The organism is Streptomyces sp. NPDC003456 (assembly GCF_042878735.1).
GTDB lineage: Bacteria > Actinomycetota > Actinomycetes > Streptomycetales > Streptomycetaceae > Streptomyces.
On the sequence record NZ_JBIAOK010000003.1, the window covers coordinates 658,209 to 672,409 of the forward strand.

Below are 14,201 nucleotides of genomic sequence, written 5' to 3' on the forward strand. Positions count from 1 at the left end.
GCTGCCGATCGACCGCCCGCCGGCCACCCGGCCGCTCCGGCGGTCACCGATCCACCGCCCCGACGGTCACCGACCTGCCGTCCCGACGGGCTGACCTGCCGCCCCACTGGTCCCTGATCCACCGCCCCGACGGTCACCGACCCGCCGCCCGGCGGCTACCGAACTGCCGCTTCAACGGCCCGGTCAGCCGCCCCGACGGTCACCGACCCGCCGTCCGACGGCTACGAACCTGCCGCTTCGACGGCGGTCCGACCAGCCGCCCCGCCGGCCACCGACCTGCCGTCCCGACGGCACGATCCGCCGCCCCAACGGTCCGGCCTCGCTTCGGCGGTCCCCGACCCGCCGCGCCCCGGCGGCCGGGGCCGGACCGCCGCCACCGAAGCAGGGCGCGGGCGCGCGGCTGTGCTGTCCCGCCCCCCGCAAGCCCGCTCCGCCGGCCCCTTGGCGCCCGCCGTTCGGCTCCCGGCGCGGACGGTCCGTGGTGGAACCGTCCGGGCTCAGCCCAGCATGCCCCGCAGCGCGTCGCGCAGCGCCACCCGCTCGTCCTCGGAGAGTCCCGCCAGCGGCTCGCGGGCGAACCGCAGGGACTCGCGCAGGCTCCTGGCCACCTGCCGGCCCTCCGGCGTCGCGGCCGCGACCTTCACCCGGCGGTCGCCCGGATCCGGCCGCCGCTCCACCAGGCCCCGCGCCTCCAGCCGGTCCACGATGCCGGTGACGTTGGACGGCTCGCACTTCAGCCGCTGAGCCAGCCGCCGCATCGGCAGCGGCTCCAGGCACAGCAGGCTCAGCAGCCTTGCCTGCGCGCCCGTCAGGGCGTGCTCCGCCGCCGCCGACTCGTAGTCCTCGTGGAAGCGCGCCACCACCTCGCCGATCAGCTCGACGACCTCGAGGGTCAGCGGGTCGGGCCGGCCGGCGGAATTCCTGGGGGTCGTCGTGGGGGAGGCCATGGCGTTCAGGGTACCCGGATGTTTGACAACCTGAAATATTCAGGCGCATGGTTGTTTCAGGTACTGAAACGTTCGCTTCCCGCAGTGAGGACAGGCGCACCATGACCGACACCCCCACCCTCCCCGCCGTCAGCCGCGAGTGGCACCTGCTGAGCCGTCCGGTCGGCTGGCCGAAGCCGGAGGACTTCGCCCTGGTCGAGGCGGAGGTCCCGCAGCCCGGTGAGGGCCAGGTCCTCGTCCGGAACACGTACCTCTCCGTGGACCCGTACATGCGCGGCCGGATGAGCGCGGCGAAGTCGTACGTCGCCCCGTTCGAGCTGGGCAAGGTCATGCAGGGCGGTGCCGTGGGTGAGGTCGTGGCCTCGAACGCCGAGGGCCTGTCCGTCGGCGACCACGTGCTGCACTTCTTCGGCTGGCGCGAGTACGCCGTCGTGGCCGGCAAGAACGCCGTGAAGGTGGACGCCGACGCGGCGCCGCTGTCGACGTACCTGGGCGTGCTGGGCATGACGGGCCTCACCGCCTACGCGGGCCTGCTGCGCACCGCCGCCTTCAAGGAGGGCGACGCCGTCTTCGTGTCCGGCGCGGCCGGAGCCGTGGGCGGCCAGGTCGGCCAGATCGCCAGGCTGAAGGGCGCCTCGCGCGTCATCGGCTCCGCCGGGTCCGCGGAAAAGGTGAAGCTCCTGGTCGAGGAGTACGGCTTCGACGCCGCCTTCAACTACAAGGACGGGCCGGTGAGCGAGCAGCTGCGCGCCGCCGCCCCCGACGGGATCGACGTCTACTTCGACAACGTCGGCGGCGACCACCTGGAGGCCGCGATCGGCTCGCTCAACCAGGGCGGCCGGATCGCCGTCTGCGGCATGATCTCCGTCTACAACAACACCGAGCCCGCCCCGGGCCCCCGCAACCTCGCCCGCCTCATCCAGACCCGCGGCCGTATCGAGGGCTTCCTGGTCGGGGACCACTACGACCTCCAGCCCCAGTTCGTCCAGGAGGTCGCCCCCTGGGTCGCCTCCGGTGAGCTGAAGTACCGGGAGACCGTCGTCGAGGGCATCGAGAACAACCTCGAGGCGTTCCTGGGCGTCCTGCGCGGCGACAACACCGGGAAGATGATCGTCAAGCTCTGACGTCTTTCGGCAGGATTCCGGTATGCGGTAACTTGTTTCCGAATCCGTCCCGGCCCGGGCGCGAGCCGCGGCGGACGACCGAAGGAACACAACCGCATGCCGATCCAGCAGTCCGACGTCCTCTACACCGCCGTCGCCACCGCCGAGAACGGGCGCGACGGGCGGGTGGCCACCGACGACGGCACGCTCGACGTCGTCGTCAACCCGCCGAAGGAGATGGGCGGCAGCGGCGCCGGGACCAACCCGGAGCAGCTGTTCGCCGCCGGCTACAGCGCCTGCTTCCAGGGCGCGCTCGGCGTGGTGGCCCGCCAGGAGGGCGCCGACCTCACCGGTTCGACCGTCACCGCGAAGGTCGGCCTGGGCAAGAACGGGGACGGGTTCGGGATCATCGTCGAGATCTCGGCGGACATCCCCCACGCCGACCGGGACACCGCGCGGGCGCTGATCGAGAAGGCGCACGAGGTGTGCCCGTACTCGAAGGCGACGCGCGGGAACATCACCGTGACGCTCGTGTGAGCACGCTCGTTGCGTACGCGGAGGCCGCACCCTTGGACGTGGGGTGCGGCCTCCGCCCGTGTTAGCGGCCTGGGGCCGGTCGCGTGGATCACGACGCGGACGCGGGGCCCTGATCCGGAGGACAGGTCCTAGCGGCCCAGTGCCGCCGTGTGGACGGCCCGCACCAGCCGGTCGTTCTCCGGGGCCACCCCGCCCGGGCAGGTGAAGCGGCGGCGCGTGTAGCCGTACGCGAGGCCGCTGAAGGGGTCCGCGAAGGCCTGGGTGCCGCCCTCGCCGCTGTGCCCGATCGTCCCGGCGCCGAGGAACGGGTGCCACGTGTCAGCGGTCGCCTCGAAGCCCAGCCCGAACGACGCGTGGGCCCGGGTCACCAGGTCGTGACCGGCCGAGTGGACCTGGCCGAACTCCGCCACCGTGTCCGGCTTCAGCAGCGGCGCCCGCCCGTCCACCCCGCTGATCGCCGCCGCGTACAGCCCGGCCAGGCCCCGCGCGGACGCCACCCCGCCCACCGAGGCCGGCCCCCGGGCGCGGATCAGCGGCGCGTTCGCGAGCGCGGCCGGATCGGTCGGCTCGGGGGCGTTGCGGTTGAGGGCGATCGAGGCGAGGGTGTGCGGGCCGGTGGGCACGGAGTCCAGCAGGGCCCGCTGTTTCGGGGTCGGGGCCATCGGCAGGACGGTGCGGAAGCGGGGCTCGGCCGACGCGGGCAGCCCGAGATGGAGGTCCAGGGCGTAGGGGATCCGGATCCGCTCCCGGTAGACGTCCTGGAGCGTGCGGCCCGTGGCGCGGCGGACCACCTCGCCCACCAGGGCGCCCCCGACCAGCGCGTGGTGGCCGAAGGCGGAGCCCGGGCGCCAGAACGGCCGCTGGTCGGCGAGGCGTTCGGCGAGCTGACGGTCGTCGGCCAGCTCGGCCAGGGTGAAACCGGTGTCCGTGCCGACCACCCCGGCCCGGTGCGCCAGCAGCTCGCGCAGGGTCAGGGCGCCCTTGCCCTCGGCCGCGAACTCCGGCCAGTAGTAGGCCACCCTCCGGTCGAGTTCGAGCGTGCCGTCCTGCACCAAGAGGGCCGCGACCAGGTGGGCCGCGCCCTTCGTGGACGACAACACGCCGTAGAGGGCGTCCGCGTCGGTGCCCACCCACAGGTCGACGACCTTCCGGCCGTGGACGTAGGCGCACACCTGACCCTCGTAGTCGTCCCGCTCCCCGGCCGCGAACGCGGCGAACGCCTCGCGGACCCCTTCGAAACCTTCGGCCACCGTGCCGTGGATCTGCCGCGTCATCCGCTCTCCTCGACGGAACCGCCGTGTCCCGTGGTGCGCACGCGAACCTCTCCGGGGCTCCCGCCGATCGGTACGGCGAACCGCCCGGATCCGACTCAACGGGAAGCGGCGCGCGCCGGTCCCGCGCACCCTTGCGGACCGCGCGCCGGCCTGACCCGCACACCCCCGGGCACCGCGCCCCGCCCGGTCCTCGGCGGTCCGTGACACCGGTGTGACCGGAGCGCGTCAAGAGCGCGACAGCGGCCCGGATAAGGTCGTGTCCATGCGCGATCTGGGGACGGGATTCCGGTACCTGCTCAAGGGCCAGCGATGGGTGGCCCGGCACGGCAGGCAGTACGGCTTCGGGCTGCTCCCGGGCCTGATCACCCTCGTCCTGTACGCGGCGGCGCTGGTGGCGCTGGCGCTGTGGGGCGAGGACGCGGTGGGCTGGGCGACGCCCTTCGCCGAGGACTGGTCGAGCCCGTGGCGCGGCCTCTTCCGCGGTCTGCTCACCGGCGTGCTGTTCGCCCTCGCCCTCCTCCTCGCCGTCGTGACGTTCACCGCCGTGACCCTGCTCATCGGCCAGCCCTTCTACGAGAACCTCTCCGAGAAGGTCGACCGCGACGTCTCCCCGGACGGGCACGCGCCCGAGTCGGGCCTGCCGCTGTGGCGGGAGCTGTGGATCTCCGCCCGGGACAGCCTGCGGATCGTCGTACGGGCCGCCCTGTGGGGCGTGCTGCTGTTCGCCTGCGGATTCATCCCCGTCGTCGGGCAGACGGCCGTCCCCGTGATCGGGTTCTTCGTCACCGGGTTCTTCCTCACCGAGGAGCTCACCGCCGTCGCCCTCCAGCGCCGCGGCGTCGAACTGCGCGCCCGGCTCGGGCTGCTGCGCGGGCGCAGGACCCTGGTCTGGGGCTTCGGCACGCCGCTGGCCGTCTCCTTCCTGGTGCCGTTCGTCGCGGTGTTCCTGATGCCGGGCGCGGTCGCGGGCGCCACCCTCATGGCGCGTGACCTGCTGGGCGAGGAGATCACCGAGGGTGGCGGCAAGGACGGCCGGGCCGCTACGAGTTCTCCGCTGCCACCGTCAGGATCCTCCGCACCTGGGCGATGATGTCCAGCCGGTTGCGCACGAACTCCGGGTCGGTGACCTCGCTGGTGTTCCCGGCGCCGAACTGCAGCACCGGGGTGTGCACGTGCCCGCCCGGCAGCCGGTCGTGCAGCCCGAGCCGGTCCCGCAGCAGCGTCGCCCGGTAGGCGATCTCGTTGGAGAGGTAGTCCCCGCCGCCGCCCGCACGGGCGGTCGAGCCCGCCGTGGGCCCGCCGGGGCGCACGACCGGTCCGGTGCCGCCCGCCGGGATCTCCGTGACCGTCGTGTTGTCGTACACCGGGAACCGCCCCGTCTGAGCGGCCGTGATCGCCGTGTACGGCAGGGTCGTCGTCGTCCACTGCGGCTGCGAGGCGGGGTCGCTCACGGGCACGGTCTCGGTGCGGCCCACGTTCTCGTTGTCGCCGAAGCCGCCGCGCCAGGCCCCGTTGGTCCGCTCGATGTCGAACCGCCCCACGCGGCCCTGGCTCACGGTCGTGAACAGGTCGACCTCCGGCAGGTGCGGCCGCAGCGCCCGCTCCACCGCGCCCTCGGTGAAGTCCCGCCAGCGCACCGGGAACACGGCCGCCTCGATCCGGGCCGGCCCGTCCGCCGTCTCGACGACCGTGCCGTCGAGGGCGAGCGCGGTGGCACCCGACGGATTGGAGATGCGGACGTCCCGGTCCAGGGTGAACGGGTCGAAGCCGGTCAGCAGGATCCGCTTCAGCCCCTGGCCGTGCGGATACCGGACGGACGCCTGGCCCCGCGAGGTGCGCTCCAGCTCCTCCAGCAGCGCGGCGCGCCGACCGTCGGTCAGCGCGAAGTCCGGCGCCCAGGTGCGCACTTCGCGCGTCATCCCCAGCCGCGCCCAGTACAGCGGCCGGTCGTCGTCCCGGCTCAGGTCCCCGCCCGCCGGACCGCGCCCCTGCGCCCGGTCCACGGCCCGCCGCCACAGCTGCGTGCCCTCACGGGTGACGGCCCGCCGGGCCTGCGCGTAGGAGCGGGCCGACTCCAGCGCCCGGGCCAGCCGCGGGGCGGCCGTGCCGAAGCCCGAGCGGCGCAGTATCTCCTGCGGGGCCGCCCGGTCGAGTCGCTGCTCCTCGACGGTGGGGGAGGGGGCCGTCCCGGCGGCGCTCGCACCGGTGGGAACGGTGAGGCCGGTCAGCAGGGCGAGGCCGAGGACGCCGAGGCGAACGCGTAGGGCAGTCAAGGGGGTTCGGGCCTTCCGTCGTGGTGGGGGTACGGACGGCCGCAGTATCGCGTGACGGGTGTGGTCCACGCCATGGGGCGAAACCCGGATCCCGGGCCGGTCCGCACCGCGCGGTGACCGGCTCGGGACCGGCGACCTGGGGTTGTGAAGGGTTCGTACGGTATCCGGGCCCGGGCCCCGATCACCGGCCGCCGGGTCACCGCGGGGATTACCGTCGGGTACGGGACGCGTTCCCCACCCGGCAGCCCCGGTCCGGGACCTGACCTCGGGACCGGGGCGGGTGCCCGGCCGCAGGTCCTACCGCACGCCGAAGCGGTACACGGTCTCCGAGCGGAACACCCCGCCCGGCCGCAGCACGGTCGAGGGGAACTCCGGCCGGTTCGGGGAGTCGGGGAAGTGCTGCGTCTCCAGCGCGAGACCGTCGCCCGGCCGGAACGGCCCGCTCAGCTGATCGCCGGTGTACAGCTGGAGGCCCGGCTCGGTCGTCGCGACCGTCAGCACCCGCCCGGACACCGGGTGGTACAGCTCCGCCACCTCGACCGGAGCGTCCGTCACGCCCTTGTCCAGCACGAAGTTGTGGTCGTAGCCGGTGCCGGTGCCGCGCCCCTCACGGAAGTCGAAGCGCGTGCCCGCCACCTCCGCCGGGTCCCCGGCCGGGATCAGCTCCGCGTCGACGGGCGTGTACCGGGAGGCGGCCAGCCGCAGTTCGTGCCCGCTCGCGGGACCGGAGCCGGCCAGGGCGAAGTAGCTGTGGTTCGTCAGGTTCACCACGGTCGGCGCGTCCGTCACCGCCTGGTAGGAGATCCGCAGCGCCCCGCCCCCGTCGAGCGTGTACGTCGCCGAGACCTCCAGCCGCCCGGGGAACCCCTCCTCGCCGTGCGGGCTGACCCGGGACAGCCGCACCCCGTGCCGCCCGTCCGCCCGCGCGTCCCACACCCGCCGGTCGAAGCCCCGCGCGCCGCCGTGCAGCGAGTTCGGCCCGTTGTTCGGCTCCAGCGCGTACGCCCGGCCGTCCAGGGCGAAGCGCCCGCCGGCGATCCGGTTGGCGTACCGCCCGATCAGGGCACCCAGATAGGGCTCCGGATGGGCCAGATAGCCGTCGAGGTCCCCGAACCCCAGCACCACGTCCCCGGTGTGCCCGTCCCGGTCCGGCACCTCCACGGACTGCACGATCCCGCCGTACGTCAGGACCCGCACCCGCACACCGGCGCGCTCCAGCGTCCAGCGGTACACCTCGGTGCCGTCGGAAAGTGTGCCGAAGAGTTCGTTCATGTGCGAAATCTTAGGCCAGTGCGGAAGCTCAGGTCCGGGGGCGTTTCGCCGTGACCGTGCGGTAGGCGATCTCCGCGAGCCGCGCCTGCCCGTCCACACTCGGGTGGAAGTAGTCCCAGCGGCTCAACTGGGCCGTCCCGAAGCGGTAGTCGTGGACCGCGCCCCCGTCGTGACGGCACCGCTCGTCCTCGGCGCACACCTCCGCCAGGACCTTGTTGTAGTCCGCGACGCGCTGGGACACCGTGTCGCGCCGCAGATCGGCCTCCGCGTCCAGCCGGTCCGCCTCGCCCAGCATCGACGGGCAGATGCCCAGCTTCCACACCTGCTTGCCCACCGGGCTGGTGCGGCCCTCGGACCACAGCCGCTTCAGGTCCGGCACGCTCGCCACGAACACCTGGGCCTTCGGCAGGGCCTTGCGCAGACTGCGCAGCGCGTCCTCGAAGTCGGCGCGGAAGGCGGAGACCGGGGTCATCGCCGAAGGCGTGGCCCGGCAGGCGTCGTTCGCCCCGACCAGCACCGTCACCAGCTGCGGTTTCCGCCGCACCGCCCGGGCCATCTGACCGGGCAGGTCGGCCATCCGCGCCCCCGTCACGGCGTAGTTCCAGCTCCGCTGGGCCGCACCGGTACGGCCCAGCAGCCGCACGGCGAGCGAGTCGACGGCGGCACTCCCACCGGTCGCCCAGGACACCTCCGGGCAGTCCGACAGCACGTCGCACGCGTCGAACCCCCGTGTGATGGAGTCCCCGACGGCCGCGACGGAACGCGGGCTGGGGTCCCACAGGGGTGTCGGCCGCGGGGACGGGCGTGCGCTGCGGGAGGGGGCGGCGGCGTCGCCCCCCACGGCGTCACACCCGGCCGCACCGATCACGGCGGCCACGACCACGGCCAGCACGCCCCGCGTGCGGTGGCCTCGCATCCGCATCCCTGCTCCATCTCCTCGCCGAGCGGTTCCTGCCCCCACCCATGACAACGCACGGGGGTTCCCGGCCCCGCCGGGTGCAACGGCTCGCACCCGCACAAGCGTCCCCCTGGGTGAATGGCGGGAGTTTCCCGGCCTCGGGACCGACCGTACGTCACACTCCTTGCGCCGACGCACGGTAGCCTCGCCCTCAACGTGACCCGCCCGGTCACAGCCGTTCCGCCCGTTCGCAAGATGTCCCGCTCTGCCCGGAGGTTCCGGTGACGACACGTGGAGTTCTGTACGTGCACTCCGCGCCGCGCGCGCTGTGCCCGCACGTCGAGTGGGCCGTCGCCGGGGTGCTCGGCACACGCGTCAGCCTGGACTGGATCCGGCAGCCCGCCGCACCGGGCACCTGGCGCTCGGAGTTCTCCTGGCAGGGCCAGGCGGGCACGGCGTCCAAGCTGGCCTCCGCGCTGCGCGGCTGGCACCTGCTGCGCTTCGAGGTCACCGCGGAACCCTGCCCCACCGCCGAGGGCGAACGCTACAGCTGCACCCCCGACCTGGGCATCTACCACGCCGTCACCGGCATCCACGGCGACATCCTGATCCCCGAGGACCGGCTCAGAGCGGCCCTCCAGCGCAGCCGGCAGGGCGAGACCGACCTGGAAGCCGAACTCGACAAGCTCCTGGGCAAGCCCTGGGACGACGAGTTGGAACCCTTCCGCTACGCGGGCGAAGGCGCCCCGGTCCGCTGGCTCCACCAGGTGGTGTGAACGTCTCCGGGGGCGAGCCCTCCGGGACGCGGGGAACCGCGCGACCGGCCGAGGGCGATCCGCACCCGGCACACGACGTCACCACAACGGCGATCGGCCCGGACTCCGCTTGAGGAGTCCGGGCCGATCGCCGCTCAGGATCACACCGTCCGGAACGCCAGCACCACGTTGTGCCCGCCGAACCCGAACGAGTCGTTCAGCGCGGCGATCCGCCCGTCGACCGGCAGCTTGCGGGCCTCACCGCGGACCACGTCGGCGTGCGCCTCGGCCTCCGGGTCCAGGTTCTCCACGTTGATCGTCGGCGGAGCCACCCGGTGGTACAGCGCGAGCACCGTCGCCACCGTCTCGACACCGCCCGCGCCACCGAGCAGGTGCCCGGTCATGGACTTCGTCGCGGACACCGCGATGTGGTCGGTGTCGTCGCCGAACACCTTGCGCAGCGCCTTCAGCTCGGCGATGTCGCCGGCCGGCGTCGACGTCGCGTGCGCGTTGACGTGCACGATCTCGGCCGGGTCCAGGTCGGTGCGCTCCAGCAGGTTCTGCAGGGCGTGCGAGATGCCCCGGCCCTCCGGCTCCGGCTGCACGATGTCGTGCGCGTCGGCGGAGATGCCCTGGCCGACCGCCTCGGCGTACACCCGTGCCCCGCGCCTGGCGGCGTGCTCGGCGGACTCCAGGACCACGACACCGGCGCCCTCACCGAGGACGAAACCGTCGCGGGCGACGTCGTAGGGGCGCGAGGCGCCCTGCGGGTCGTCGTTGTTCTTGGACATCGCCATCATGTTGCCGAACGCGGCGATGGGCAGCGGGTGGATCGCCGCCTCCGTGCCGCCCGCGACCACGACGTCGGCGCGGCCGGTGCGGATCATCTCGATGGCGTAGCCGATGGCCTCGGCGCCGGACGCGCAGGCGGAGACCGGCGTGTGCACGCCCGCCCGGGCGCCCACGGCCAGGCCCACGTTGGCCGACGGGCCGTTGGGCATCAGCATGGGCACGGTGTGCGGGGAGACGCGGCGGACGCCCTTCTCCTTCAGCACGTCGTACTGGTCGAGCAGGGTCGTCACGCCGCCGATGCCGGAGGCGATGACCGCGCCGAGCCGGTCGGGGTCGACGTTCGGGTCCTCGCCGGCCTTCGCCTCGAAGCCGGCGTCCTTCCACGCCTCCTGGGCCGCTACCAGCGCGAACTGCGCGGAGCGGTCCAGCCTGCGGGCCTGCGGCCGCGGGATGACCTCGGTCGGCTCCACGGCCACCGGGGCCGCGATCTTGACGGCCTGGTCGGCCGCCCACTCCTGCTCCAGGGGCTTCACGCCGGACCTGCCGGCGATGAGGCCCTCCCAGGTAGAGGCTGCGTCGCCACCCAGCGGTGTGGTTGCGCCGATACCGGTGACGACCACGGTGCGATTGGTCGAGCTCACGGGAATTCTTTCTCCAACGGATCCGAGGATTAAGCGGCGCCACCGCCGGGTGGCGGGGCAGTCAGCCCAGGGACCTGATCGGTCGATCAGGCCTGGTGCTTGAGGATGTAGTCGGTCGCGTCGCCGACGGTCTTGAGGTTCTTGACGTCCTCGTCCGGGATCTTGACGTCGAAGCGCTCTTCGGCGGCGACGACGACCTCGACCATGGACAGCGAGTCGACGTCCAGGTCGTCGGTGAAGGACTTGTCCAGCTGGACGTCCTCAACCGGGATGCCGGCGATCTCGTTCACGATCTCGGCGAGACCGGCGACGATCTCTTCCTGAGTGGCGGCCATGTTGGCGCTCCTTCGTAGATATCCAGAGGGTGTGGCAGGTGGTACGCACCGTCCCGGACCGCATGATCCGGCACGGAGTGCCTAGGGGAGGGTAACGACAGTCGCTGCGTAGACGAGACCCGCCCCGAAGCCGATGACGAGCGCGGTGTCGCCGCTCTTCGCCTCGCCGGTCGCCAGGAGCCGCTCCATCGCGAGCGGGATCGAGGCGGCCGAGGTGTTGCCGGTGGTGCGGATGTCACGGGCGACCGTGACGTGCTCCGGCAGTTTCAGCGTCTTCACCATCGAGTCGATGATCCGCACGTTGGCCTGGTGCGGGATGAAGACGTCCAGGTCGTCCGCGGTGATCCCGGCCGCGTCCAGCGCCTGCTGGGCGACCTTCGCCATCTCGAACACGGCCCAGCGGAACACCGCCTGGCCCTCCTGGGTGATCGCGGGGAACTTCTCGACCGTCCCGTCGCGGTAGTCCGTCCACGGCACGGTCTGCTTGATGGTCTCGGACTTGTCGCCCTCGGAGCCCCACACGGTCGGGCCGATCGCGGGCTCCTGGGCCGGGCCGACCACGACCGCGCCCGCGCCGTCGCCGAACAGGAAGGCCGTCGCGCGGTCCTCCAGGTCGGTCAGGTCGCTCAGCCGCTCCACACCGATCACCAGGACGTACTCCGCGGAGCCCTCGACGATCATGCCCTTGGCGAGGGTGAGGCCGTAGCCGAAGCCCGCGCAGCCGGCCGAGATGTCGAAGGCGGCGGCCTTGTCGGTGCCGAGCCTGTCGGCGATCTCGGTGGCGACGGCCGGGGTCTGCTTGAAGTGCGAGACCGTCGAGACGATCACAGCGCCGATCTGCTCGACGGAGATGCCGGCGTCCGCGACGGCCTTGCCGGACGCCTCGATCGACATCTGCGCGACGGTCTCCTCGTCGGAGGCCCAGTGCCGCGTCTCGATGCCGGAGCGCGAGCGGATCCACTCGTCGGAGGACTCGATCGTCTCCAGGATCACCTCGTTCGGCACGACCCGCGTCGGCCGGTACCCGCCGACACCGAGGATCCGGGCGTACGGGGCGCCCTTGCTGGGCTTGATCTTCGCCATGCTCCGGGCTCCTTGTCAGGCGTGCTCGGCGATGAGCTCGCGAGCAGCGTCCAGGTCGGCGGGGGTCTTCAGGGCCAGCGTCTTCACACCGGGCAGGGCGCGCTTGGCCAGACCGGTCAGCGTGCCGCCGGGGCACACCTCGATCAGGGCCGTGACACCGAGCTCCTTGAAGGTCCCCATGCACAGGTCCCAGCGGACCGGGTTGGCGACCTGGCCGACCAGGCGCTCCAGCACCTCGGTGCCGGCGGCGACGGTCCGCCCGTCCTTGTTGGAGACGTAGGCGAGCGCGGGGTCGGCCGGCGTCAGGGCCTCGGCGGCCTTCGCCAGCGCGTCGACCGCGGAGGCCATGTGGTGCGTGTGGAACGCGCCGGCGACCTTCAGGGCCACGACCTTGCGCACGCCCTCGGGCTTGTCCGCCTCCAGGGCCGCGAGCTGCTCCCGGGTGCCGGCCGCGACGATCTGGCCCGCGCCGTTGATGTTCGCCGGCGTCAGGCCCAGCTTCTCCAGGTGCGGGAGCGTCACGTCCGGGTCGCCACCCAGCAGGGCGGCCATGCCGGTCTCGGTGACGGCGGCCGCCTCGGCCATCGCCAGGCCCCGGGTGCGGACCAGGCGGAGCGCCTCCTCGTGCGGGAGCACCCCGGCCAGCGCGGCCGCGGTGATCTCGCCGACGCTGTGCCCGGCGATGGCACCGACCTTGCGGGGCAGGTCCGCCGGGTCCTCGAACAGCAGCGAGGCGGAGGCCAGTCCGGCCGCGACGAGCAGCGGCTGCGCCACCGCGGTGTCGCGGATCTCCTCCGCGTCGGCCTCGGTGCCGTAGCGGATCAGGTCGAGCCCCGCGGCGTCCGACCAGGCCTCGAGGGCACCGCGGACACCGGGGAAGTCGAGCCATGCAGTCAGGAAGCCGGGCGTCTGGGCGCCCTGGCCGGGAGCGACGAGTACGAGCACTCTCACACTCTCTCTTGGGTACGGGCACGGCCGCCCGTGGGGACAGGGACGAAGAACACGAGGGGGTTTTGTCGAGCCCCGACAAAACCTTAGGGCTGCAGATCTCCATCGACCAGACGCCCCAGGATCAGCGCGATCCGCAGCGTGAAGGCAGAGCGTACATCGGAAGGCGACCAGCCGGTGACGTCAGTCACACGTCGAAGCCGGTAGCGGACGGTGTTGGGATGCACGAACAGCATCCGGGCGGCGCCTTCGAGACTGCTCGCCTGTTCGAGATAGACGCTGAGCGTCTCCAGGAGCGCGGCGCCGGCCTCCTCCAGCGGTCTGTAGATCTCCTCCACCAGCTGCTCGCGGGCGGAAGGATCGCCGGCGATGGCCCGCTCCGGGAGCAGGTCGTCGGCCAGGACCGGGCGCGGGGCGTCCTGCCAGGCGGAACACGCCTTCAGGCCCGCCGCGGCGGCCTGCGCGGACCGGGTCGCGGCCTGCAGGTCGGGTACCACCGGCCCGGCCACGACCGGTCCGGCCGCGAACGGTCCGATGAGCGACTTGGCCACGGCCAGCGGGTTGTCGCTGCCGCCCGCGATGACGACCAGCCGGTCGCCGAGCACGCCGGTCAGCACCTGGAGCTTGGCGTGCCGGGAGGCCCGCCGTATGGCCTCGACCGTCAGCTCGCTGTCCCCGTCGGGCGCGGTGCCGAGCACCACGCACACGTGCTCGGGCGAGTTCCAGCCGAGGGCGGCGGCGCGCGACACGGCGCCCTCGTCGGCCTCCCCGCTGAGCACGGCGTTCACCACCAGGGACTCCAGGCGGGCGTCCCAGGCACCGCGTGCCTCGGCGGCCTGCGCGTACACCTGGGCCGTGGCGAAGGCGATCTCGCGGGCGTAGACGAGCAGCGCCTCGCGCAGCACGCTCTCGTCGCCCGGGGCCGCGACCTCGTCGATCGCGGACTCCATGACCTCGATGGTGGTGCGCACCATCTCCACGGTCTGGCGCAGCGTGATCGCCCGGGTCAGCTCGCGCGGCGCGGTGCCGAACACGTCGGTGGAGATCGCCTGGGGGGCGTCCGGGCGGCGGAACCACTCGGTGAACGCGGCGATGCCCGCCTGCGCGACCAGACCGATCCAGGAACGGTTCTCCGGGGGCATGGCCCGGTACCAGGGCAGCGTCTCGTCCATCCGCGCGATGGCTTGCGCGGCGAGCGACCCTGACGACTTCTCCAGCCGCTTCAGTGTGGCGGAATGCGGGTGGAGGTCGGGCGCTGCGGACGGGTTCTTACCGGTTTCGGGTTCGGGCACGGGGACAAGACTGCCTCATCCGGACGGGCGGGTGCGCCGCCGGGTCTACCG

14 protein-coding genes are annotated in these 14,201 nt (G+C 73.0%); 4 read left to right on the plus strand and 10 right to left on the minus strand.

The window, feature by feature from the left end; genetic code table 11:
• Window positions 1-497 precede the first annotated feature (497 nt).
• Complete coding sequence (locus ACFYWG_RS13900) at window positions 498-947, minus strand: MarR family winged helix-turn-helix transcriptional regulator (protein WP_376323259.1); 450 nt, start codon at window positions 945-947, stop codon at window positions 498-500.
• Between the two features lie 101 nt (window positions 948-1,048).
• On the opposite strand from ACFYWG_RS13900, the gene ACFYWG_RS13905 reads away from it, so the two are divergent.
• Together ACFYWG_RS13905 and ACFYWG_RS13910 are read left to right on the plus strand one after the other, a co-directional pair.
• Window positions 1,049-2,071 carry an NADP-dependent oxidoreductase gene (locus ACFYWG_RS13905; protein WP_376323261.1) on the plus strand — a complete coding sequence of 341 codons (1,023 nt, stop codon included), beginning with the start codon at window positions 1,049-1,051 and terminating at the stop codon, window positions 2,069-2,071.
• Between the two features lie 96 nt (window positions 2,072-2,167).
• Window positions 2,168-2,587: an organic hydroperoxide resistance protein gene (locus tag ACFYWG_RS13910; protein WP_376323263.1), complete on the plus strand. Its 420-nt coding sequence runs from the start codon at window positions 2,168-2,170 to the stop codon at window positions 2,585-2,587.
• A gap of 128 nt (window positions 2,588-2,715) precedes the next feature.
• Here the strand turns inward: ACFYWG_RS13910 and ACFYWG_RS13915 are convergent, their stop codons facing one another.
• Window positions 2,716-3,861: a serine hydrolase domain-containing protein gene (locus ACFYWG_RS13915; RefSeq protein ID WP_389201354.1), complete on the minus strand. Its 1,146-nt coding sequence runs from the start codon at window positions 3,859-3,861 to the stop codon at window positions 2,716-2,718.
• Between the two features lie 262 nt (window positions 3,862-4,123).
• Between ACFYWG_RS13915 and ACFYWG_RS13920 the strand changes: the two genes are divergently transcribed.
• The gene (locus ACFYWG_RS13920; protein WP_383503396.1) at window positions 4,124-4,951 is read left to right on the plus strand and encodes an EI24 domain-containing protein; all 828 of its coding nucleotides are present in this window, start codon (window positions 4,124-4,126) and stop codon (window positions 4,949-4,951) included.
• Here ACFYWG_RS13920 and ACFYWG_RS13925 read toward each other — a convergent pair.
• The 3 genes from ACFYWG_RS13925 to ACFYWG_RS13935 form a co-directional block, all read right to left on the minus strand.
• The gene (locus ACFYWG_RS13925) at window positions 4,902-6,134 is read right to left on the minus strand and encodes a pyroglutamyl peptidase (protein WP_389201356.1); all 1,233 of its coding nucleotides are present in this window, start codon (window positions 6,132-6,134) and stop codon (window positions 4,902-4,904) included. The genes ACFYWG_RS13920 and ACFYWG_RS13925 overlap by 50 nt on opposite strands.
• 297 nt (window positions 6,135-6,431) lie before the next feature.
• Complete coding sequence (locus ACFYWG_RS13930) at window positions 6,432-7,406, minus strand: aldose epimerase family protein (RefSeq protein ID WP_389201358.1); 975 nt, start codon at window positions 7,404-7,406, stop codon at window positions 6,432-6,434.
• Between the two features lie 28 nt (window positions 7,407-7,434).
• Complete coding sequence (locus ACFYWG_RS13935; protein ID WP_389201360.1) at window positions 7,435-8,328, minus strand: SGNH/GDSL hydrolase family protein; 894 nt, start codon at window positions 8,326-8,328, stop codon at window positions 7,435-7,437.
• Window positions 8,329-8,585: 257 nt separating this feature from the next.
• On the opposite strand from ACFYWG_RS13935, the gene ACFYWG_RS13940 reads away from it, so the two are divergent.
• A complete protein-coding gene (locus ACFYWG_RS13940; RefSeq protein ID WP_376323275.1) occupies window positions 8,586-9,080 on the plus strand; it encodes a DUF3145 domain-containing protein in 495 nt (164 codons plus the stop codon).
• Window positions 9,081-9,220: 140 nt separating this feature from the next.
• Here ACFYWG_RS13940 and fabF read toward each other — a convergent pair whose 3' ends face one another.
• The 5 genes from fabF to fasR form a co-directional block, all read right to left on the minus strand.
• Window positions 9,221-10,492: a beta-ketoacyl-ACP synthase II gene (gene fabF / locus ACFYWG_RS13945; protein ID WP_383503405.1), complete on the minus strand. Its 1,272-nt coding sequence runs from the start codon at window positions 10,490-10,492 to the stop codon at window positions 9,221-9,223.
• Between the two features lie 86 nt (window positions 10,493-10,578).
• Window positions 10,579-10,827, minus strand: a complete 249-nt coding sequence (locus tag ACFYWG_RS13950) for an acyl carrier protein (RefSeq protein ID WP_030341284.1) — start codon at window positions 10,825-10,827, stop codon at window positions 10,579-10,581.
• 81 nt (window positions 10,828-10,908) lie between these two features.
• A complete protein-coding gene (locus ACFYWG_RS13955) occupies window positions 10,909-11,910 on the minus strand; it encodes a ketoacyl-ACP synthase III (RefSeq protein ID WP_376323279.1) in 1,002 nt (333 codons plus the stop codon).
• Window positions 11,911-11,925: 15 nt separating this feature from the next.
• Window positions 11,926-12,855, minus strand: a complete 930-nt coding sequence (locus tag ACFYWG_RS13960; RefSeq protein ID WP_389201363.1) for an ACP S-malonyltransferase — start codon at window positions 12,853-12,855, stop codon at window positions 11,926-11,928.
• A gap of 89 nt (window positions 12,856-12,944) precedes the next feature.
• Entirely contained in the window at window positions 12,945-14,150 is a 1,206-nt protein-coding gene (fasR, locus tag ACFYWG_RS13965) for a fatty acid biosynthesis transcriptional regulator FasR (protein ID WP_376323282.1), read from the minus strand.
• Window positions 14,151-14,201 lie beyond the last annotated feature (51 nt).